The following is a 23,729-nucleotide window of genomic DNA, read 5'->3' on the forward strand; positions in this document are numbered from 1 at the left end:
TCAAGGAAAGAAATAACTTATATTTCGTCGATCGAACGAGGTTCTTTCGCGGCATTGCTGCCCAGCGCACCCCACAAACCGTAAGGACTCTCGGCACACGCCGGTGGCCCACCGTTGACGCCGACGGGACGTGAGCTGAGATTGCCGGAATCAATGCTATCAGTAACAAAGCGGACCGCGCCATCTCCCATCAGCACATGCGCGCCGCCTTGATGACGGCTGGCGACGGCGAAGATTCCTCCGGGACCGTTCGCATCGCCGTTGCCGCGAACGAAGTTAGGTCCGTTGGGAGGGAACGTGATCGTCACTGCGGACATCATCGGCTCGCCCTGGGCCCAAGTGCTACCTCGCCAACGATTGCCAGAAGCCGAAGTCTCAACGGCGAGCTCAACAGCAGGCGATGGACGGTAGAATCGGGGGCGTTGTGGGTCGGCACCAAAGTCCCAGCATTCGACTTTAGGATCGTCTCGCACCGTATTGTTGGTTTGGTTTCGAACCAGCACATCACCGACCAGTTCGCGTTGTCCGGCACTGCGCACGAGTTCACCCATCGCAACCGTGTTGCTCAATCCATCGAGTACATCACGAAACGCGGTGGTATGCAAATCTTTGAAGAAGCCGCGGTGCTGTCCAATGTTGGCTGGAGTTCCGGTCGAGACTGGCTCTCCTGCAGCCGGTGCGTTACGCGTGTTATTACAGTTCCAGAACGAATCTCCCAGACTGACCCCATAGTTGGTTACCGCGTTTGGGATCACCGCCGAGGGAGCCAAATCCGAGGGGCACAACAGCGTGGGGATTTGCGTTCGCCAAGGAATGTAGTTGAGGTTATAAGGAACCGGACCCATCGCAGCGTATTGCACATTGGGTGACACGGTGGTGTCATCGCTGGCGTTGAAGGTCAATTGCAATAGCTTGGCACCAATCAAGATGGTCCCGGCCGAAACTCTTGGTAAGTTTCGTCGCCGCGACCCTTATTTTTGATCAAGTAACCCGTTTGACGAAAAGCACTAGCCCGGCATTCCGTGTCGAGCTGCAAAGCGTCGTGTTACGAGATCCCGTGTTATGAAAGCCCTTCGAAAGCGGCTGCCAGAAGCTCGGCTTGCTCGAGTTTGTGGGCCGCCATACTACCGGTACTCGGGCTGGCCGATTCGGCTCGCGTGGCTTTGCTGAACTTGAAACGTTCGGCGAGTTGATCACCGAACTTCAATTTCATGTACGGCCATGCACCCATGTTCGCCGGCTCGTCTTGGACCCAGCGGATCTCGGTGCGGTCGGCGAGACCATCGAGAGCGCCCATGAGTTCTTCGAGCGCCAGCGGATACAACTGCTCGACGCGGAGGATCGGCACGTTTTCGATCTCCAGTTCACGACGTTGTTGCAGCAAGTCATAGTAGATCTTGCCGGTACACAACAACACTCGTTTGGCATTCTCGAGCGGTACTTTTCGGTCCGGAAGGATCTTCTGAAAACTTCCACCGGCGACAATCTCCAACGGACTGGTGACCTCGGGATGACGCAGCAAACTCTTGGGCGTCAGTGCGATGAGCGGCTTACGCCATTTGCGGATCACTTGACGGCGTAACAAATGAAAGAACTGCGCCGGCGTGGTCGGTTGGCAGATTTGGATGTTGTCTTCGGCCGCCATCGCCAAGAAACGTTCGACGCGGGCGCTGCAGTGTTCGGGGCCTTGGCCTTCGAAACCGTGTGGCAACAACATCGTCAATCCCGACAAACGATCCCATTTGTCTTCGGCGCTAGCGATGAACTGGTCCACGATCACTTGGGCCACGTTCCAGAAGTCCCCGAATTGGGCTTCCCACATGCACAAGCCGTTGGGGCAATCGAGCGAATAGCCGTATTCGAAACCCAGCACGCCGGCTTCGCTCAGTGGGCTGTTGTAGAGTTCCAATCGGGCTTGGCCTTCGCCGACGTTCTGCAGCGGCGTGTAAAGTGCGCCGTTCTTTACGTCGTGCAAGACCGCGTGCCGGTGGCTGAACGTGCCCCGCTGGACGTCTTGTCCGGTCAGTCGCACCGGGTGTCCTTCGTCGAGCAGTGAAGCGAACGCCGCTGCCTCCGCCGCCGCCCAATCGAGCGGCCGTTTGCCTTCGGCCATTTCGCGGCGCTGAGCCATCGGACGTTTCAGTTTCTTGTGCTGCGAGAATCCCTCAGGCAATCGGGTCAACGAATCGAGCAATCGGCTGAGCGTTTTGACTTCGACGGTCGTGTTGGTCGGTTCGCTCGGTTCGGGGCCGCCGAAGTAATCACTCCAGTTCGCCGCCAATGTTTGCGTATCCGGAACGAACCTTTCGTTCTTGCTGGCTTCGAATTCCGATTCGAGTTTTTCGGTCCGTTCCAAGCTGATTTGTTCGGCTTCCGCCTCGGTAATCTTGCCCAATTCGAGCAGTCGGTTGAGGTATTGTTGCCGCACGCCGGGCCGCCGATCGATCTCGGCATACATTTTAGGCTGGGTGAACCGAGGCTCATCGCCTTCGTTGTGTCCCCAACGACGATAGGCATACAAATCGATGACGACGTCGCGATTAAATTCCTTTCGGAAGTCCATCGCCAACGAAACCACCTGAGCGACCGCTTCGGGGTCTTCGCCGTTGACGTGGAAAATCGGGATTTGCAACATTTTGGCCACGTCGGTCGCGTACGTCGTGCTGCGTCCGTCCTGCGGTTCGGTGGTGAAACCGACTTGGTTGTTGATCACGACGTGCAACGTCCCGCCGGTTCGGTAGCCCGGCAATTCGCTGAGGTTCAGCGTTTCCTGCACGATGCCTTCGCCGGCGAACGCGGCGTCACCGTGGATCAGGATTGTCATGACTTCTTTGCGCGCCGCATCGCCCCGGTTGTCTTGTTTGCAACGACAGCGTCCTTGGGCGACCGTGTTGACGAACTCCAGGTGGCTCGGGTTGAAGCACAACGAGATGTGCAATTTGTCACCCGAAGCGGTTTTCCAATCGCTGCTGTAACCGAGGTGATAGCGAACGTCGCCGCCGCCGCGACTGAGTTCCGGCGTCGGATCGTCGAACGACCAGAAGATATTCATCGCTCGTTTCTTGAGGATGTTGGCCATCACGTTGAGCCGACCGCGGTGGGCCATCCCCATCACGACTTCCTGAACCTTGTGTTGGCCAGCCTTTTCGAGGGCCAAATCCAACAGCGGGATCAAGCTTTCGGCACCTTCAAGCGAAAACGTTTTCGCACCAACGAATTTGCGACGAACGAACTCCTCAAAAATGCTCGCGTCGGCCAATCGTGTGTAGATTCGACGTTGTCGTTCGTAGGACAGGTCGAGGCGGTTTTCGGTCGTTTCCATGCGTCGTTGCAACCAATCGCGGATGTTGCGATTGTCGATGTGCATGAATTGAGCCCCGATGCTGCGGCAGTAAGTCTGCTGCAGTTTCTTGAGGATCACGTCGAGCGTGCTGCCCGAGACGTTTTCGAGAATGCTGCTGTCGAACGGGCGGGCGAGGTCCTGGTCGCTCAGCCCGTGGCTTTGCGGCGACAGTTCGGGGCACCCGTTTTCGAACAGACCCAACGGGTCCAATTTAGCGACGAGGTGGCCGCGGACCCGGTATTCGCGAACTAATTGGTCGATACGGTCTTGGATCCGGGCCAACCAAAGGGCTTGGTCGACGTTTTGATCGCCGGTCGATCCCGATGGTGTCGGTCGAGCAGCGGCTCCATTGGTCGGTGATCCTTTGGAAGAGCCCGCCGATTGCGATGAAACGGGACCGTTTGGCATCCCGCCACCTCCCCCGACCGGACCGGCCGAACGGGTTCGGGAGGAACCTGCGGTGATTCCGGCGGTCCCGCTACCGGGTGCGGCGGTGGTTTGGATCGGCGCGCCTGCGCCGACCAAGAATTGTTCGAAATACTGACGCCAGGTTTCCGAAACGCTCGACGGATCACGCACGTATTGCACGTAAAGGTCGTCGATGTAGTCCAACGAATAACTATTCATGAGCGTGGCAGTGGCCAAACGGCAAGCTTGGGCCGCAAAAGTGCAGGGAGGGGCGACGGGGGGAGACGGCCATCTTTAGGCGAAAATGCTCCGCCTCATCGTCCTAGAAAGTCCGCATGCTTACTGTACGGAAACGGAGCCTAGGTGGGTAGATAAGACTGGGTGAACTTTTTCGTCTTTCTCGTTACGCTTTGGCATTCGTTGCAGTTTCCATTCCTCCATTCTTTCCCCAGATCTTTTCGAATCATGGCTGTTTTGATTCAGCTTCGTGACGCACACAAACGCTTCGGTGACCAAATCCTGCTCGACGGAGCCGACGTTAGCTTGGTCGATGACGTCAAAGTCGGCTTTGTCGGCCGCAACGGCGCGGGCAAATCGACCCTTCTGCGAGTCTTGCTAGGTGAAGAAGAAGTCGAAAAAGGCGAGGTCATTCATCACCCGACCCTTCGTATCGGTTACTTGCGGCAGCACGACCCGTTCAAGGAAGGCGAATCGGCGCTCGATTTCTTGATGCGAGACAGCGGCGCGCCCGATTGGCGATGCGGTCAAGTCGCCGGCCAATTCGAACTGAAGGGCAATTACCTCGAAGGTCCGGTCAAAGCCTTGTCCGGCGGTTGGCAAACGCGGGTCAAACTGGCCGCCTTGCTATTGCACGATCCGAACCTGCTGATGCTCGACGAACCGACAAACTTCTTGGACTTGCGGACACAGATCCTGCTCGAACACTTCCTGCGAGATTTCGGCAAGGCGGCTTTGATCGTCAGTCACGACCGGGCGTTTTTGAAAGCCACATGCAGCCAGACGTTGGAGTTGGCCAAAGGCAAACTGACGATGTTCCCCGGCAAGATTCACGATTTTTTGGAATTTCGCGAAGAACGCCGCGAGCATGATCGACGAGTCAACGCCACCGTGATCGCCAAACAAAAACAGCTCAAACAGTTCATCGACAAGAATCGAGCCAACGCGTCCACGGCCAGCCAAGCGCGCAGCAAAGCCAAACAGCTCGAGAAGCTGCAAACCGTCGAACTCGAAGTCGACGAACCGACCGTCAACATCCGCGCCCCGCGGGTCCAGCCTCGCCAGGGCACCGCCGTCCGCTGCGAAGAACTGGCGATCGGTTACCCCGGTCACGTCGTCGCCGAAGACATCAACCTGGAAATCGAACACGGGCAACGCGCCGCCATCGTCGGCGACAACGGTCAAGGCAAAACGACGATGCTCCGCACGTTGGTCCATTCGCTCGAGCCGCTCGAGGGAAGACTCAAATGGGGCCACGGGATCGAAATCGGCACCTACGCCCAGCACGTTTATTCGAGCCTCGACGAACGCCAAACGATCTTGGAACATCTGGAATTGGCGTCCGATCCCGCAACGACTCGCCAAGACATCTTGGCGATGGCCGGGGCGCTTCTCTTCCGCGACGAAGCGATTCAAAAGAAAGTCAAGGTCCTCAGCGGTGGTGAGCGGGCCCGCGTCTGCATGGCTAGCCTGCTGCTGGGTACCGCCAACGTGCTCGTCCTCGACGAACCGGGCAACCACTTGGACGTCGAAACGGTCGAGGCCCTCGCCGAAGCGCTGCGGCTTTACAAAGGAACCGTCATCTTCACCAGCCACGACCGACACTTCATGGCCCGCGTGGCGACCAACGTGATCGAAGTCCGCGACGGACGCGTGCGAAACTATTTCGGCAGTTACGACACGTATTGCGAAGCAGTGGAAAAGGAAGTCGACGAAGGCGAACGGATCCGCAACGCGGCCGCGGGGAAACCGGCCGGCAAACCGACCGCCGATGCCCCCGCCAACGATCGCCAGGAACACAAAGACCAACGCAAGACCGGCAAAGAACTCAAGACGCTCGAGCGAAAGATCGCCAAACTTGATGAGGAGAAACGTGAGCTCAATGAAAAGCTGTTGACCGAAACGAACCCCGGCGAAGCCATTCGCTTGCACGACCAAGTCAAAGCGATCGAAGTTGAACTCGCCGAAGCCGAAGAACGCTGGCTAGAACTAAGCGATTTCTAGCCTCAAGTAGGCTGGGTCGCAGCGATAGCGGAGACCCGGCAATGCGTAGGCTGGGTCGCAGCGATAGCGGAGACCCGGCAATGAGCGGGGTTTAAGTTTAGGTTTAGGAGATTTGCTCGCGAGCTAGCGACTGTCAGCCAATTACCAATTACCAATTACCAATTACCAATTACCAATTACCAATTACCAATTACCAATTACCAATTACCAATTACCAATTACCAACTACCAATCGACAATCGACAATCGACAATCGACAATCGACAATCAAGAATCGCCGGGTGTTCGTCGCAAAGCCTCCTTCACCCAGCCTACTTTAGTCCAAGAGCGGTAATTCATCGTCTTGGCGTTTTGCCATGCCTTCTTTGAAATGCAAGCGGCATACTGATACATAACGGTCGTTGCCGCCGATTTGCACTTGGCTGCCGTCCTTGATCGTTTTGCCTTTCGCGTCGATTCGCAACACCATCGTTGCCTTGCGGCCACAATGACAAATCGTTTTGATCTCCACCAAACTGTCCGCCCACGCCAAGAGCGCTTCACTGCCCTCGAAGAGATTCCCCTGGAAATCAGTCCGCAATCCGTACGCGAGCACGGGGATGTTTCGCTTGTCACAGATGTCACTGAGTTGACGAACCTGGCCTCGGGTTAAAAACTGAGCCTCGTCGACCAGCACACAATGGATCGATGAGCGGCCGTGATGGTCGTCGAACGTCATCAACAAATTGTCCGATTGATTGAAGGGCACCGATTCCGATTCGATCCCGATTCGCGACGCCACCTTGCCGACGCCGAATCGTGTATCGAGTTCCGGTGACAATATCAACGTGTTCATCCCCCGCTCCCGGTAGTTGTAACTGGATTGCAGCAGGATGGTGGATTTGCCCGCGTTCATCGCGGAATAGTAAAAGTAGAACTTGGCCACGAGCAAGTAATCAGTAAACAGGTAATGGATAGAAACCGAACCGGCGCGGACCCACGCGAACCGATCCCTTGGATCGCATGGTCGAGCCTGATGTCGATCGACGCGGTCTTGGTCGCGGTGGTTTGGCAAGCGTTGTTCACGCGAACGTTCTTGGATCGCTCCCCAACCTTCGCCCAAGCGTGGGCACTCGGTTCGACGGTTTGGTTAATCTACGTGGCCGATCGACTGCTCGACGCCTCGCGATTGGACCTGACCCGACCACACACGTTAAGGCATCGTTTCCATCACCGCCATGCGAGGACGTTTGCGATTGTTTGGGTGTTGGTATTGATCGTCGCCGTCACGGTGGTGGTCGTCGGTCTTTCGCCGGCACTCATTCGAGCGGGATTGATCCTCGCAACGGCGGTCTTGATGTACGGCGCGGGTGTCCATTTTGTGCCGCGAAACGGCGATGCCGAACGGGGACGGCGGCGGTTCGTTCCGAAAGAAATCCGGGTCGGCGTGCTCTTCGCATTCGGAGTCAGTCTGTCGGCTTGGACGCACGTTTCAGTCAGCGATCCAGACGCAATCGGAGCATTGTTCCTGGCCACCGTCGCAGCGGCGGTTTTGTTCAGCCTCAACTGTCTGCTCGTTTCTCGCTGGGAAGCGGGCTTGGATGAGGCCCAGTCGTTTTCGCAAAACGACATCGGCGGTAAGTCGTCGATGACGCGATGGCTGAGCACCGTCGGCCTCGTCCTGATCCCGGCCCTCGGAGTCTTCGTTCCAGGATCGGCCGCGTTTTGGCTCAGCGGCCTGATCGGACTGTTCGGGATGACGATAATCGCAAGTTTCCTCGCCGACGAAAATACCGGGTACGAGACACTCACGCGTTGGGAGCGACGGGGCCTCTACGCCGACTGGATGCTATGGATTCCGCCATCGCTAATCGCGATGATTGAAGTGATCCGCGATCTGCAGAACAGTTTATCATAGCGTTGTCCCTATCAAAGAAGTCCAAAATCAAGACTAGTGCTTTGTCCAACTTTAATTTTAGGATTAGCCGTTTTGGCGCTAGCGGCGTGTTGATTTAATCGTAACCCGAAGCGTGAGCCAGGGATTCATCACCATTAAATCCTTTGTATGTATCCCTCGCTCACGCTTTTTGAAGTTGCGATTTTTTCGTAACCCGCTGCGTAAGCGAGGGATAATTGATATTGACTCATCCCTCGCTTACGCTTCGGGTTACGATAAACCAATGCCACAGGCAAAAGCGCAACTTCAAAACTCACGCTTCGGGTTTCGATGAGGACTAAATCAACAGCCCGCTAGCCACGGTTTCGTCGCAAGAACCGGGGCTAGCGCCCAAACGGCTAATGTTGCCAACCCTAAAGTTGAATCTTGACAAAGCACTAGAACCTCATCAGTGAAACGACAGAACGAACATAGTTTTAACGTCAGAGGTTACGATCGCCTCGCCTCGTTTTATCAACCGATCGAACGATGTGTTTTTGGTGATCGCTTGCAACAAGCCCGCACGGCACTGCTCGATCAACTCCCGCAATGGGATCGCATGTTGGTCCTCGGGGATGGCGACGGCCGGCTATTGCACGCGATCGTCCATTCCGTGACGCAATCGCAGCCCTCATCCGCATCGCGAACCATTGTCAGTTTGGACCAAAGCTCCAAGATGCTCGATCGACAACGCGAGCGGCTCGCCGGGCACGGAACGAACGTATCGATCGAATTCATTCAAACCGACGCGTTAGAGTATCAACCACCGGCCGATTCATTCGACGTGATCGTCACGCCGTTTTTCCTGGACTGTTTTAATGAAGCCGAACTGCGAAAGGCCATGCGCGTTTGGGTTGCGGGTCTGACGGTTGGCGGCGTTTGGTATCACGTCGATTTCGTCTTGCCCGATCGGGGTTGGCGACGTTTCCGAGCCAAACTGCTCTTGCACGCCATGCATTTGTTTTTTCGCGTCACCACCGGCCTTCGCAACCGTACTCTGGTCGACGTGCAGGCGATCTTTGAAAACTTGAACATGCATCCGATCGCGAAACTTGATGGCGACCGTTCGATGATCACGACGACCATCTATCAAGGTCAATGCCTACAAGCCCAAAGTACGCGAGTTTCGCTACCCTAAGTTTGAAACGTGACAAAGGGCTAGTGGTCTGGGACAGCTAAAAGTTAAGGTAGTGGATCTTGTTAAAGATCCTGTAGCGGTCGGATCTTTAACAAGATCCACTACAGCCAACCCTAATTTTTGGCTGTAACAGACCACTAGGGATCTTGGGCAAATCGTTGTCGGTACTGCGTCGGAGTCATACCGGTCACCGAACGAAACTTCTTGGTGAAGTGACTTTGATCGTAAAACCCAACCGCCATCGCGATCTGAGCCATCGTTGCCTCGGTATGCGACAGCAATCGTCGTGCGTGTTCGACCCGTCGCGACAATAGGTACCGCGACGGCGACATTCGCAGCAGTTGGCGGAATCGTTGATTGAAATGCGTTCGCGATAGATTCGCCATCTCAGCCATCTGTTCCATCGAAACACTCGAGGTGTAGTTCGCATCGATGAATGTGATCACCGGGGTGAGTTCCCGAAAGCTCTGCTCCTGTTCCTCGGGCGTCGCGATCGGGTACATCACACCGGCCAATCCGATCACCTCGCCATCCGCATCGCGGAGCGGTGTCTTGGTCGATTTGTACCAGCATGGCGTGCCGCGGACATGGGGCACCAACCACACTTGATTCGGAATCGTCCGCCCGGATTCCATCACGCGAAGGTCTTCGGCGTGATACGCGGCCGCGAGTGCCGGCGGTTGAAAGTCCGAATCGGTTCGACCGAGCAAGTCTTCGATCCTGACGAGGTCAAAAACGTCCCGCAACACGGGCGGATTGGCTCCGATGTAGCGGTGATCGCGGTCTTTGGCATAGAAGTGGGCCGCCGGTAAATACCAAAACAACTCCATGACCGAAGCCGCCGAGGGATGCTTCTCAAAGAATTCAGCGGCAAAAGGGTGCTGCGAAACCGGCAAGTGCTCAAAAGGCGAAAGAAGCGACATCGTCAAAACATACCAAAAAACAATCGACGCCTACAAGACGTCGCCCGTCATCCCAAATAGCATAAATAACCCTCCTGTCCTCCTGTCCTCCTGTCCTCCTGTTTTCCTGTTTTCCTGTTTTCCTGTTTTCCTGTTTTTCTGCCCCCCCATGCTCCCCCGCCTTCCCTTCACCTTTCTTGTTTGCATGTCGATGTCCGGTCCGGTCTTCGCCGACATCGATTTCAATCGCGACGTTCGTCCGATTTTGTCCGACCGTTGTTTTAAATGTCACGGCCCCGATAGTTCCAATCAAGACTCCGACTTCCGTTTGGACAGTTTTGAAAACGCGACGACGGATTTGGGCGGATACGCGGGCGTCGTTCCCGGTGATTTGGACGCCAGCGTTCTGCATGCACGCATCCACGACGCCGACGATCCGATGCCGCCGGCGGATGACCTGAAGAAACTTTCCGAGGCCGACAAAGCGATCTTGGACGAATGGATCGCCAGCGGCGCGAAGTTCGAATCACACTGGGCGTTCGAGCCGCTGCCTCAAGAAGTCCCCGTACCCGATGCCGGACAAGGTTGGGCCGAAGGTCCCATCGACCGGTTCATCGCCGCGCGGTTAGCGGTCGCCGGGTTGTCGCCCAACGACGCGACGACGAAAGAAAAATGGTTGCGACGGGTCACGTTCGATCTGACAGGATTGCCACCCACGGCCGACGAGATCCGATCTTACCTTGAGGACGAATCGCCGTTGGCGAGACAGAAAGTGGTCGATCGATTGCTCGATACCAATGCCTGCGCCGAACGATTGACGAGCGAATGGCTCGATGTAGCGAGATATTCGGACACCTACGGTTACCAACGCGACGACGAACGATATGTGTGGCCCTATCGAGATTGGGTGATCGATGCGTTCCGTCAAAACATGCCTTACGATCAATTCATTCTTTGGCAACTCGCCGGCGATTTGCTTCCCAACGCCACGACGCAGCAACGACTCGCCACGACATTCAATCGGTTGCATTCACACAAGAAAGAAGGTGGTGTGGATGTCGAAGAGTTCCGTGTCGAAAACGTCGCCGACCGGGTCCATACGGTCGGTGCCGCGTTCATGGGTTTGACGATGGAATGTTGTCGTTGCCACGATCACAAGTTCGATCCACTGACTCAAAAGGATTACTACGGCCTCAGTGCGTTCTTTGACAACGTCGACGAATACGGATTGATCTCGTTCTTCACCTCGGCGGTTCCGACACCCGCGATGCCCTTGCCGACGGCGAAACAACAATCCGATTGGGACGAGGCCCGCGAAGCCCTGCGACTGGTCGATGAGGAATGCTCGGCCGATCGAGCCGGGGCATGTGTCGAGCGGTTCAATCAGTGGTTGGCGCAAGGTGCGTCGATCCAACCTGAGAAGGACGAACCCATCGCAGGCTTGCTCGCGCACTTGCCGCTCGACTCACTCGACCCGGTCACCGCGAAAGAAATCCACGACGACAGCGGCGCGAAACAAAAACCCGAAATGATGCGGTCGTTGTCCAACCTGGCCGGCGAACCGGCGATCACGAGTGATGCCAATCGGATCGCCGAAGGACGATTCGGCCAAGCGGTCGAATTGTCGGGTGACGACGCGGTTTTCCTACCCGGTCTTGGTCACTACGAACGGCACGACGCGTTCTCGATCTCGTTTTGGGCTTGGTCTGCTTCGGCGGATCAACGCAGCGTTCTGGTTCGTCGTTCGAGGGGATGGGGCGATGCGGGAAGCGTCGGTTATGAAATCACCCAAGACAACGGCGTCCTGATGGCTCGCATGTGTCACTTTTGGCCTGGCGATGCGATCGCGATCGAGACCGACCAAACGATCCCGACGAAAACATGGACGCACATCACGCTGACCTACGACGGCTCGAGCACCGCAGCCGGGTTGCGGTTGTTTCTCAACGGCGAACTCGCCAAAACGAGGATCGACAAAGACCATTTGACGCGAAGCATTTCGAATTGGAACGCGGGTTACAAAGATCTGGCCATCGGCTCGCGTTATCGCGACCGCGGTTTCGCCGGAGGACGCGTCGATGAGTTTCGTCTTTACGATCGCCAACTCTCGGCAGTCGAAGTGGCTCATCTGCACGACGGTGTCGCTTTGACGGTATTGCTTTCGAAGCCCGCCGAACAATTTGGCATCGCGGGAACCGTAAGTGGTGGCGACTTTCAGTCGCCAAGTCCTGAAACGGCGACTGAAAGTCGCCGCCACGTCGATCTCGCGATTCGTAGCGAGGACGAGCAGCGTCTGTTCGAATATTTCGTCCTCGCCGTCGATCCCGAGTCGGCACAATTACGGGCCCGGCGCAAAGCCGCTCGCGTCCGGCTCAACGGGGTGCTCGATTCCATGACATCGATCATGGTCATGCGAGAAACACCGACGCCCCGACAAACCTTTGTGCTCCAACGTGGTGTTTACGATCAGCGAGGCGAACCGGTCGGACCCCAAACGCCCGCGTTCTTGCCGCCGATGCCCGATGAACTCCCTCGAAACCGATTGGGCTTGGCGCGATGGTTGATTCAATCGAACCATCCGTTGACCGCTCGCGTCAGCGTCAATCGTTACTGGCAAATGATGTTCGGCAACGGGTTGGTTCGGACGCCGGAGGACTTCGGCAACCAAAGCGAAGTGCCGACCCATCCGGAGTTGCTCGATTGGTTGGCCCGAGACTTTGTCGCGTCGGGCTGGGACGTGCGTCGGTTGTTGCGTCAGATGGCGCTGTCGGCGACCTATGCTCAAAGCACCATCGTGGACGCACCGGCTCGAAACCGCGACCCGGAGAATCGGTTCTACTCACGCGGTACCGATCGACGTTTGACGGCGGAGATGATTCGAGACAATGCATTGATGACGAGCGGATTGTTGGTCGATCAAGTCGGCGGTCGGCCCGTCAAACCCTACGACGTCGCGTTGGCCTACAATCCTTTGCCGGTCGACCAAGGCGATAAACTTTATCGTCGCAGCCTGTATACGTTTTGGAAACGAACCTCACCCGCGCCGATCATGACCACGCTCAACGCATCGACCCGCGAGGTTTGTCGGCTCAAGCGTGAAATCACGAACACGCCGCTGCAAGCCCTCGTTTTGCTCAACAGCCCGCAGTTCATCGAAACGTCGCGAATGATGGCTGTCAACTTGATCGAACGATTCGGCGAAGACAAGGACCGGATCGTCGACGAAGCGTTCTTGCGATTAACCAGTCGACGGCCCAGAGAAGAAGAGCATCGCATTTTGCTAAACCTCTACGACGAGCAAGTCGGCGAGTTCCAAGCCGATGGCGATGCGACCAGCGAATTCTTGAAAGTCGGGCAAGCTCCCGTTCCCGCCGAAATCTCACCGCCGCGACTCGCCGCGGCTACCGTGTTGATCCAATCGATTATGAACCTCGATGAATGCTTGAGGCACCAATGAACCGCTCGACATCCCCATGTACCGGATTCGATCCGACGATCTCCTCTCGTCGCGAACTGCTGTCGCGGTTCGGCTACGGGATCGGTTCGATCGCCCTTTCGCAATTGTTAGCTCAAGAATCGGCTCAGGCTCTCTCGCCCGGCGTCATTGCCCGTCCGCACTCGACGCCCAAAGCCAAACGAATCATTTTTTTGTTGCAATCCGGTGCGCCGTCGCAAATGGATTTGTACGATTACAAACCGCTGCTCAACGAACTCAACGGCCAGGAATTACCCGATTCGGTGCGTCAAGGGCAACGCTTGACGGGGATGAGCGCGAACCAATCGAGTCTCCCCTTGGTCGGGTCGCCTTTTCAGTTTCAACAGCAAGGCGACAGTGGATTGTGGATGAGCGAATTGTTGCCGCACACCGCGAAAATCGCCGACGAACTTTGCGTAATCAAGTCGATGTACACCGAGGCGATCAACCACGGCCCCGGCGTCACGTTTTTGCAAACCGGTTCGCAGTTTCCCGGTCGGCCCAGCATGGGTTCTTGGGCGTGGTACGGGCTCGGCAGCGAGAACGAAGATTTGCCCGCGTTCGTCGTGATGGTGTCCAACGAACGCGGCGGCCAACCCTTGGGGGCGCATTTGTGGGGCAGCGGATTCTTGCCGGGCAGGTATGACGGCGTCGAGCTGCGGCGAGACAAAGACGCCGTTTTGTATCTCAACAACCCGCCCGGTGTGTCGCGCTCGTCACGTCGCAAATCGCTCGACCGGATTCAAGAATTGCATCAATTGCAATTGGAAGCGACCGGCGATCCGGCGATCGAAAACCGCATCGCCCAGTACGAGATGGCCTATCGGATGCAATCGTCGATTCCCGACGTGACCGATATCTCCGGCGAAACGCCCGAAACGCTCGCTCTGTACGGCGACGAAGTCAACACGCCCGGTTCCTACTCGGCGAACTGTTTACGCGCCCGGCGATTGGCCGAACGTGGCGTGCGGTTCATTCAGCTCTATCAACCCGGATGGGACCACCACGGCGGATTACCCGGCGGACTGCGTCGTCAATGTCAAATGACCGACCAAGCCACCGCCGGATTGATCACGGATCTGAAGAATCGCGGAATGCTCGACGACACGCTCGTCATTTGGGGCGGCGAGTTCGGACGCACAAGCTACAGCCAAGGCAAGATCGAAAACGGCAACTTCGGACGTGACCACCATCCACGATGCTTCACGCTATGGATGGCCGGAGGAGGCAGTAAACCCGGACACCATCACGGTCAAACCGACGACTTCAGTTACAACATCACCGAAGGCGGCGTTCACATCCACGACCTGCACGCGACGATCCTGCATCTGATGGGGATCGACCATGAACGGTTAACTTACCGTTATCAAGGACGCGATTTCCGTTTGACCGATGTCCACGGGCAACTAGTCAAGGAATTGGTGGCTTAAAGATAAGAATCCTCAACCAACCTGTTGATGTGTTTAGCCACCACAAAAAAACTTAAACTTAAACGTCAACTTAAACTCTTGAGGACCTTCGGTCTCGGCCGGGTTTAAGTATACGTTTAAGTTTAAGTTTAAGTTTAAGTTTAAGTTTAAGTTTAAGTTTAAGTTTAAGTTTAAGTTTACGGGGGCTTGCCGGGTCTGCGCCGAAGCGGCTTCGACCCAGCCTACGGGAACTACGGGAGACCGAGTCGGCTACGCGGTTTCTTCGCCTATGAATTGGACCAGGCTTTTGGCTGGAACGGGGAGTTTCATTAATGGGGCGAATTCGGTGGTTTGCTGGTCTACGGCGGCCAACAATTGATTCATCACGTCGGCCGACGGACTGACCAACTGCTTAAACGAGGCCAAGAACTCGTCTCGTTCTCGCCACGCGGCGTCCGAGCAAGAAGGCAATAGCGAGGCCAATGCGACGCAGCCGGCTCCACGGAACATGTCGCCTTTGCCGAGTAGTTCTTCCATTTGAGTGTGCTGAGCGATCAACGAGACGAACTCTTCGGGAAGGTTCCAACGCTTGGCCAGCAGTGCTGCCGCGTCGGCATGATCCCATCCGAACATCTCTTGTTCGAGTCCGCTGAGTCGTCGACCATCGATGGCACGTTGCTCAATCAACCTCTCGTATTTCTCCGGCAACTCTTTGAGCAACAACGGGATCGCCATGTCTTGCAGCAAAGCTCCGGCGAACAAGTCTTCAGCATTGGCTAGTTTGAGATGCTTCCCAGCGATTCTCGCAAAAATGGCACGGCGAAGTGAGTCCTGCCACAACGACTTCAGATCAAACGGACCAAACGTCGGGTTCGGGATCACGCTGAACACGGCGTTCCACAATGCGAAATTCGTGATCGCCCGCGAGCCGACTAAATTGATCGCCTGCGAGACGCTCATGATCTCACGGCTGAAACCGAAATACGACGAGTTGACGAAACGCAATACTTGCCCCATCAATCCCGGATCGGCTTCAATCGGTCGGGCAAATTCATTCGGTCCGACGTCTTCTCGTTGAGACAATTGAAGCAAACTGATCGCACTGTGGGGCAATGCGGGCAACACTTCGACGTGAAAGACATCTTCCAGATTGGTTGGTTCAGCGACGGTGCTCATGGAGGTTCAACTTAAACGAATGTTTTGGGGGTGGAGACGGACTCCGAAGTGCTTCTGTGGGAAACCTAGTACGGCAATAAGGCGATGTGAGGAAAAGCACGCACACCCGACGACATCAAATCCGATCCGATGGCAGGATCTGCCGATCGTGACGAATGTTCCTTATCGGATGCCGGTCCGAGCGCTCGCTGGGATCGCGTTGGTGCCCTCTTTGCCGCGAACCGGAATCTCGTTGTTGCGTCGCATGACCACATCGACTGAATTGAGATTGGAACTGGAATCGGCGACGTTCCAGGTCGACGGCGAAACCGGTGCGACCGGCGCCGTCGGAATCGCCGGCATCGTGGCGGCGGGACGCTGGATCGTGGTGGTCGTCAAACCGGTTGTCGGTGACGACTTGCCCGAGGAGGCCGATTGCCAAGCCCGATATTCCGGCGAAAATCGCTGAGCCAAGGCAAGGTCACGATCTTGTTTCGCACCGGGCAACAACACGGTCGTCGGTGACCCCTGCAACGTTTTGCCTTCGGCCGTTTTGAACGACGCGACCAACGAGATCCGTTGTTGATCGCCGCCGACCGCGTCCCATGGAATCCACACGCTGTACGATGCCCCGAGATCCGATCGACTGAAGTGCTTGGTGAACTGTTCAGGCGTGAACTCGTATCGTTTCACATCGGGTTTATCCGAACCGCCCGACTCGTTGAAACCATGAACGATCAACGTGCCATCGACCGGAACGGCACGTGTTTTCTCGTCATAGAAAAACACGCGGGCACCAAACCCACGCGTCGGAACCCGTCCGGCTTGCGTCAGCGTTTCGGGCGACCACACCGTCGCGAGTTTGACCGGGTTGGGGTACGGCTCGGGCATCGCGTTAGGATCGTCCTTTGCCCACGGCATCCGCTGCATCAACGTCTTCTTGGGTTGACTCGCGTCGGATTGGTCTTTTTGGAATGTCGTGCAACCGCTTAAAGCGAACGTCAGGAGAAGGAGCAAAGCTCGCATAGTTTTTACCGCCGTAGGATCCAAATAACGATACGCAAGGTTCAAGTCACCTCCCCCGGCGAAGCTGGGGGAGGTCAGATCGAGCGGAGCAAGATCCGGGAGGGGGCTTCCGCAGGGCAAACCAATGTCACACGATTCACCAGCGCCCGCACCCCCTCCCTCACATTCGCCTAAACGGCTCTGTTCGACCTCCCCCAAGTTCCTTGGGGGAGGTGACTCAGCGGCGTGCAAAATAAGAACGGCACTTGGAATTACCTTGTCCACCCAAGCATTCTTACCGCCAGTCTCGAGAGCCTGGGGAATAGCAACAGTCGCACAACTGAATTGTCTCGTGTTGTCCATCGTGAATCACTTTTTAAACGAACTCAGGCGAGCATTGAATTGCGACCATTTCTTCGTCGACGCTTGCGGCGTCGGCAACGTGTCGACCACCGGTGGCGGCAACGTCTCCGGCACACCGTAAGGTACTTCGTTGATCACACCCGCAGGCGGTGAGTTCATCGGTTGTGGACTGGGGATCGGGTTGGAGTCGAGCATCTCGGAATGTTGAATGATCGATTCACCCGGACTCAACTCGATGCCCATCGGGGCGGCACCTGCCGGATACGTTTCCATGATCGGAGCGTGCCGGTAAGCGGCGCTCTTGGGCAAGTCGGCCGCCGGGAACACGTCGACGGTCGGGTGTACGTCGGGGTAAATCGTCGGTCCGATCGCCGGTCCCCACAATCCATAACCGCCCGAGAGTCCCACGTCACCGTGAGCCTCGACCACGTCGGCCAAACACCAACTCATTCGACTCGATTCGATCTGCTTGACGTATTCCAAATCCTCATGTCCGGTGACGAGCACCGGGGTCATGATGACCAGTAGTTCCGTGCGTGTTTCCGTTTCGCCTTCGTACTTGAAGAACGTTCCGAGCAATGGAATGTCAGCAAGGTAAGGGACCCGACGGGAGAAATTGCTGCGGCGTTTGGTAATCAAACCACCGAATACGACTGTTTGTCCGTCAAAGGCAGTCACGGTGGCTTGCGCCGTGGTGGTATCGATCGCTGGTACAAAAATGGGGTTGTTGTTATTGTCGAAGCCGATGTTTTGTCCGGTCGTAAAATTCACCGCCGAGCGACTGGCATCGATCGCCATTAAAATCAACCCGTCCGCACCAACACGCGGAGTAACTTGAAGGATGATCCCGATATCGACGTCTTCGATTCCGATCAACGTCTGTCCATTCTGCGTGACCTGAATATTGGTCGGGCGCGGGAAGTTTTGACCGACTTGAACGAAGCCCTGAGTATTATCCGCAGTCATGATTTCAGGACGGCTGAGGATTTGCAGTCGGTTAGCCGTTTGCAAAGTTCGTAGAAACAAGTTCACTGATTCGCTCGCGGCGGAAAAGACAAACCCGCCTGAACCAAGTTGGCTAATCTGGCTGGCGGCAGCTCCAAAACTGGTAACACCACGCGAGCCAACGTCTTCTCGACCAACCGAGTTGTTGTTGGGTGTGTTGAGCCCGTTGAAATTGAAGCCCGGAACGGATGGCACTATCGTGACTGCATCAGCGGTGCTTCCGGGGGTGTTCGGTACCGTCGTTGGCGCTACCGCGATACCACGGTCGAACAGCACGGAATCCTGCAGCCCAAACTCGCCACCGATTTCAAACCCATCCTCAAGCGAAATCTCAGCGATCAGGGTCTTGATCAACACCATCGGAGGACGTCGGTCCAAGCGATCGATCAACCGACGTACCTCTTCATAAAGTCGCGGCGAGACGCTGATCAACAAACTGTTCGTTTGAGCTTCTGGGACGACGATGATGTCGCGATCGGGTAAGTCCAAAGGTCCTAGACCTTGTTGGAATTGCGGAATGATGTTTTGAAACTGTTGACGTTGGCTCACATAATCTTGAACCGCCGTTGCAATGTTGGTAGCGATCTGATGTTTCAGCCAAATCACCTCCGTGATCCGTTCGGCGAAGCCGGTGCTGTCGAGTCGCATCAAGATGCTTTCGACGACTTCGAGGTCTTCGGCCGAACCGCTGGCGATGATGCTGTTGGTACGAATGTCGGTCGAGAACCGCAGCGGCACAAGCGCACTCGGCGCGGCCGACAACGGTGGCAGCCCGGCTTGGTTGCCTGCGCCGATGCTCGTTCCGGACGTGCCCGCTTCGTCACCGAACAGGTTTTGCAGAGCTGTCGTTAGTTGTGTCGCGTCGCCGTTCTCGACCGTGAACACCTTGACGAGCGAATCGATGCCCGGCGATTGATCGAGCTGGCGAATCAGCTCGGCGATCAACGGCATGCCTTCGGCCGGAGCACGCACGATGAGCGCGTTGGCGTTGTTGTCCGCCGTCACCAACGCACCCGCCAACACGCCGCTGTTGAGGATCGGGCTGCCACCCGGTCCCAAATTGACGATCGATAACGTGGCCGACGGCGTGGTCGTGTCGTCGGGTTGGTCTTCGGCTTGGCCGGTGATGGCTTCCTGCATGATCGGCGCTAGATCTTCAGCGCGAGCGTTTCGCAACGGGAAGACTTTGATCTGGCTGGATGATTCGATCTTTTGCACGTCGAGTTCTTCGATCAAACGCGTCACTTCGGTCATGTCCCGTGGCGACGCGCCGATGATCAACGAGTTAGTACGGTAGTCGGCCGAGATCCGCACCCGGGTGCCCAAACCGGGACGAGGATCCTCGTCACCGCCGGGTTGGCTGGTGAAGAATTCACGGATGACCGTCTCGGCGTCGGTGGCCGACGCGTGCTTGAGACGAAACACTCGTAGACGATCCGATTCGGGAACGGGTTGGTCGATCTTGTCGACCAGTTCCATGACCGCTTTGATCGCTTCGGCCCGACCGATCAACAACAACGCGTTGGGTGCATCAAGCGACGTGATGCTGACTTCGCCTTGGCGAGCCGACAAGACGTCTTCGTAAAGCTGTGACAGCAACGTCGCGACCGCGTTGGAGTCGGCGTATTCGAGTTGCCGGATTTCGACATCGGGTTGAGTGATCTTGGCTTGCTCTTCGATCTCGGCGATGACTTTCTTGATGCGTTCGACGTCTTTCTTAGCACCTTTGATGATGATCAATCCGGAGTCTGGAACGATTTGTATGTCGGTGTCACCGATCACGCCGCCATCGTCGGAATCGTCCGTATCGGCGGCTTCCACGTCCGCCGATGGCGTTGCGTCACCGGCGGCTTCGTTTTGGAATGCGGCGGTACGGAACACGCCCGCACTTCGGTTCGCGGCCGGCCGATCGTTTCGTCGGGTGGGTGATTCGGCCGGTTCCAAACGTCGCAGCAGGCGCACCGCACGTTGCACCGGAGCCACATCGGCGTGAACGAGTTTATGGATGTAGGTCTGTTCACCGATGAATCGCACCGGCCGGTCGATCGCCCGCAGGACTTCCTGCCACGATGCCTGGGTACCACCGTCGGCGGTGATTTTGATTTGATTGGTGCGACGATCGACTTCGAACTGGGCGGGCGGCGTGGCCGATCCGCTCAGACGAATCTGCAGCGACGAGACCTCTCCGTTGCGGCTGATCGTGAAGGGCACGTTGCCGCCGGCGATCGTCTTGAGTGCCGATTCGGCTTCCCGCCACGTGATGTTGATCAAGTGGACCGTCGCGGTGGTGGCTTCCATCTGGTCGGCCGTATTGGCCATCCGCTGCGTCAGAACGGCTGCTTCGCGTGCGATTTGCGAATGCAGGTCCGGAGGTGCCATGACGAGGATCGCGCCACCTCCCCGATCGTCGGCCGCGATGCTGACGCCGACTTCGTTTTGATATTGCAGATTCAAACGCGTCGCGACTGATTCGACCCATTCAACCGGAACGGCTATTTGACGCAGTTCAGGCCGTTTGGATCCGTCGGCCAGACCAGTGGTTGCGAAGTTTGCGGCCAGTAGGCTGACCCAAACAACCAAAGAACAAGTCTGAACAGATGTGACACGTTTCGACAAATGAACCAGTTCCACGAAAATCACCCGCAAGGCAAGGGTTTCAGCAATTTGGGTGGAGCCCCTCCGCCCGATCGAGCAACAATGGCAGCCATCGTCGCACAATCGATTCCATCGTCACAATCCGCACGACGACTTGAGCGGTTTACTCAGTTACCAGTTCGTGGCGTCGACTTTCAGTCGACGTTTCAGTGATCGGCGAACGTCCAAGCCGCAAATCTGGATCCCAGGCTCTCGCCTGGGCACCCAATGCACCGCAGGCTCCCGCCTGCCGAGTCGGTGGGGAACTAGTATTCCAGCTCACCTTGTTTTTCGGGTAGACCGTAGTGGATCTTGTTAAAGATCCCATGCTGAAAGGATCTTTAACAAGATCCACTACCCGAAAATTGAACTGCAGAGGAATACTAGGGGATCGGGAGGCGGGAGCCTCCAAGACAGTGCGTTCCCAGGCGGGAGCCTGGGAACGAGGGGAACGGATTTTCACGATCCGAGCTACCGAGTTAAGGTCGGTTCGATCCAGACGCCCCAATCGGCAGCGGTGCCGTTGCCGCCGTCGTCGACGTGTAGTTCCAAGATATCGATGCTCGACAGGTCGACATCCAATGCGACCGACGTTTCTTCCGTGACGCCTTTTGAATCCCATAACAATCGGCCGTCTCCAAGGATCCTGAAATCGACTTTTCCATCATGCCCCGCTTGGATCCCGGCCCTTCCTCGCAAACGTTTCCACCGACCATCGAGACGATAAACATGCTCCGCCGGTGCGTGCGCGTAGATTCCATCGGCGTAATAATCTCCATCAATGCTGAGCAAGCTTTGCCGTTCGGGAACGGCGTTGTACGTCGGCCGGAGCCAACCGACTCTTGCCGATTGAGGACGCAGCGACGACAGGGCTAGCGACTTGACGTTCTCGTCGACCTTATTGAAATCCTTCGAAAGCGGTTCCGCCCGGATCCCAAATCGATCGAGAACTCGCTGGCCGATTGCCCGCAATGAGGCGTCGTCGCGTGAAACTCGAGCCAATGTTTCTGACGCCGCCTCGAACTTGGATTGACGGATCAGATCGATCATCGAGCCCAGTTCCAATTCCAAGCGAACCGCGTCCAACAAGATGTCGCCTTTTGAGTTAACGCGGTAATGAAACTTTCGAATCGAGGTGGTTCCGTTGACATGGCACGCCACCAATCGCAATTCGGCGTCCCCGGTCGGCAATGGTTCACTGCTCAATTCAAAATGCCCGTCGGTTTGAGGGATCGCCGTGGCGGTCGTTGAGTCGTAATCACTACCGCCGGCTGGATCGAAGTAAGCGATTACGGCGTGAACTGGTACCGTCGACTCGACCGAGCCTTCGATCCGCAAGACGTGTGATTCCGGATTGGTGATTTTCAATCGCTTCCAGTCCGCCGCGGCGTCCTGGTGAATGCTGGCGGGAACCCGTGAAAGCATCGCCGGGTGAGCGGCCAAGCGAAACGCATGGGCGAGCGTCAAGAACGTCCCGCGTCCCTCGCCGCGAAGTTCTTGGCGATAGGTTCGATTGCCCGAACCCATCAGCGCCGTGCCTCGGACCGATTCGTCGGCACGCTGTCGGCAATGTGGCAATGACAACGCATGTCCGAGTTCATGAATGACACCACCGATGAAGATCGAGTTGTGACGTCCGATGGTGATGTTGCCGTACTCGCCATCGCGGATCGGCGTCATGTCGTTGAACCGCAGCGGATCGAGGATCTCCGAATCGCACTGCCAGGCCGTTCCGCTCAAGTGATTGCCTCCACCGTAGTACGGGCTGTGATGGGAAATCGTGCCCTTTTCGGCTTCGTAATCCATCAAGTTACAAAACAGCAACAACACACAACGGCTCGCATCGATGTCGCGAAGCCGCAACACCTCGATCACTTCGTCGCGAATCTTTCGGCCATCGGGTTTGCCGTAGTTTGCATCGTTTTCACGACCGACAACATCAATGATGTCGACTTCGCCGGAATTTGTTCGCAAGACATTCAGTCGACGGCCGTGAAAACCATGGCGTGCCAGTTCGCGTTGATAGAAGCCACCCGTTTCTTCGACGATTCGATTGATGCGAGCGTGGTGGTCGGCGGCCGGCTTGCGATCTCGCGGTGTGAAGTAGGCGACCACGACTTGGCCGGGTGAATCGATCGGGTCCGCCTGGATCGCCGTTTCGATACGCGAAGTCGCGAGCGAGGTTTCGGTTTCGGAAGCGTTAGAGACATCACCGCCAGAGGTAAAGAACCACCCGGCGAACCAAACAAAGTAAACAAAAGTGCGCATCAATCGCGATCGCGGTATAGGAGAAGAACGTGAAAAAAGGCAGAAACCAACCGGCATGATACACGAACTCGATTGACGACAGATGGGTTGGCGAACAATAAGCGGCATAGTCTTCCAGCCTTTTTGTACCCCACATTTTTCTTGACCCCCACGAGCTCGTCTCGTGGGTGAATAAGGTTCTCAAGCTAGACAATACGCCCTCCCAACCTTCCGATTTTCACTTGTGCTCGCCGCTTCAAGCGGCGAGCACAAGTGAAAATCGGAAGGTTGGGGGGAATTGCGGCTCGTGTCTAGCTTGCCAACCTCGGCTTCCTGCCAGACGAGCTGGCAGGGGAGCAATACATGAGGACTTGTGGGGTATAAAAAGTACTGTCATATCCAGAATGAAAATTCGTGATGCGCGCGTACATCTAGCGGCACTACCTTTAGGGTAGTTTTTTTGATACTCCATGTCCACTGTTTGTCGGC

Annotated in this window: 14 protein-coding genes; 6 read left to right on the top strand and 8 right to left on the bottom strand. The window is 56.4% G+C overall.

The window, feature by feature from the left end; genetic code table 11:
- Positions 1-17 precede the first annotated feature (17 nt).
- Together Pla100_RS20605 and Pla100_RS20610 are read right to left on the bottom strand one after the other, a co-directional pair.
- Complete coding sequence (locus tag Pla100_RS20605; RefSeq protein ID WP_231603291.1) at positions 18-926, bottom strand: DUF1559 family PulG-like putative transporter; 909 nt, start codon at positions 924-926, stop codon at positions 18-20.
- 134 nt (positions 927-1,060) lie between these two features.
- Positions 1,061-3,970, bottom strand: coding sequence for a 2-oxoglutarate dehydrogenase E1 component (locus Pla100_RS20610; protein ID WP_146579709.1), 2,910 nt, complete (start codon positions 3,968-3,970; stop codon positions 1,061-1,063).
- A 246-nt stretch (positions 3,971-4,216) separates the two neighbouring features.
- On the opposite strand from Pla100_RS20610, the gene Pla100_RS20615 reads away from it, so the two are divergent.
- A complete protein-coding gene (locus tag Pla100_RS20615; RefSeq protein WP_146579711.1) occupies positions 4,217-5,992 on the top strand; it encodes an ABC-F family ATP-binding cassette domain-containing protein in 1,776 nt (591 codons plus the stop codon).
- Between the two features lie 110 nt (positions 5,993-6,102).
- Positions 6,103-6,312 (top strand): hypothetical protein, encoded by a 210-nt coding sequence (locus Pla100_RS32470; protein WP_390620634.1) that lies wholly within the window; start codon positions 6,103-6,105, stop codon positions 6,310-6,312.
- On the opposite strand, the gene Pla100_RS20620 is transcribed toward Pla100_RS32470, so the two are convergent.
- Positions 6,309-6,917 carry a thymidine kinase gene (locus tag Pla100_RS20620; protein ID WP_146579713.1) on the bottom strand — a complete coding sequence of 203 codons (609 nt, stop codon included), beginning with the start codon at positions 6,915-6,917 and terminating at the stop codon, positions 6,309-6,311. The genes Pla100_RS32470 and Pla100_RS20620 overlap by 4 nt on opposite strands.
- 24 nt (positions 6,918-6,941) lie before the next feature.
- Here Pla100_RS20620 and Pla100_RS20625 point away from each other — a divergent pair, with 24 nt between their 5' ends.
- Positions 6,942-7,889, top strand: a complete 948-nt coding sequence (locus tag Pla100_RS20625; RefSeq protein WP_146579716.1) for a hypothetical protein — start codon at positions 6,942-6,944, stop codon at positions 7,887-7,889.
- A 430-nt stretch (positions 7,890-8,319) separates the two neighbouring features.
- A complete protein-coding gene (locus Pla100_RS20630) occupies positions 8,320-9,045 on the top strand; it encodes a class I SAM-dependent methyltransferase (RefSeq protein WP_146579717.1) in 726 nt (241 codons plus the stop codon).
- Between the two features lie 137 nt (positions 9,046-9,182).
- On the opposite strand, the gene Pla100_RS20635 is transcribed toward Pla100_RS20630, so the two are convergent.
- Positions 9,183-9,968, bottom strand: a complete 786-nt coding sequence (locus tag Pla100_RS20635) for an AraC family transcriptional regulator (RefSeq protein ID WP_146579719.1) — start codon at positions 9,966-9,968, stop codon at positions 9,183-9,185.
- Between the two features lie 190 nt (positions 9,969-10,158).
- On the opposite strand from Pla100_RS20635, the gene Pla100_RS20640 reads away from it, so the two are divergent.
- Entirely contained in the window at positions 10,159-13,404 is a 3,246-nt protein-coding gene (locus Pla100_RS20640; RefSeq protein WP_231603292.1) for a DUF1553 domain-containing protein, read from the top strand.
- Positions 13,401-14,852 carry a DUF1501 domain-containing protein gene (locus Pla100_RS20645; protein WP_146579723.1) on the top strand — a complete coding sequence of 484 codons (1,452 nt, stop codon included), beginning with the start codon at positions 13,401-13,403 and terminating at the stop codon, positions 14,850-14,852. The genes Pla100_RS20640 and Pla100_RS20645 overlap by 4 nt, the downstream gene beginning before the upstream one ends.
- Positions 14,853-15,101: 249 nt before the next feature.
- Here Pla100_RS20645 and Pla100_RS20650 read toward each other — a convergent pair whose 3' ends face one another.
- The 4 genes from Pla100_RS20650 to Pla100_RS20665 form a co-directional block, all read right to left on the bottom strand.
- Entirely contained in the window at positions 15,102-16,007 is a 906-nt protein-coding gene (locus Pla100_RS20650; protein WP_146579725.1) for an HDOD domain-containing protein, read from the bottom strand.
- Between the two features lie 162 nt (positions 16,008-16,169).
- On the bottom strand, positions 16,170-17,012 hold the full coding sequence (locus Pla100_RS20655) for a hypothetical protein (protein ID WP_231603293.1): 843 nt from the start codon (positions 17,010-17,012) through the stop codon (positions 16,170-16,172).
- Between the two features lie 348 nt (positions 17,013-17,360).
- On the bottom strand, positions 17,361-20,975 hold the full coding sequence (locus Pla100_RS20660; RefSeq protein WP_315853489.1) for a secretin N-terminal domain-containing protein: 3,615 nt from the start codon (positions 20,973-20,975) through the stop codon (positions 17,361-17,363).
- 489 nt (positions 20,976-21,464) lie between these two features.
- Positions 21,465-23,261, bottom strand: a complete 1,797-nt coding sequence (locus tag Pla100_RS20665; protein ID WP_146579729.1) for an NPCBM/NEW2 domain-containing protein — start codon at positions 23,259-23,261, stop codon at positions 21,465-21,467.
- Between the last annotated feature and the right edge of the window lie 468 nt (positions 23,262-23,729).

It is taken from the genome of Neorhodopirellula pilleata (genome assembly GCF_007859915.1).
GTDB classification, from domain to species: domain Bacteria; phylum Planctomycetota; class Planctomycetia; order Pirellulales; family Pirellulaceae; genus Rhodopirellula; species Rhodopirellula pilleata.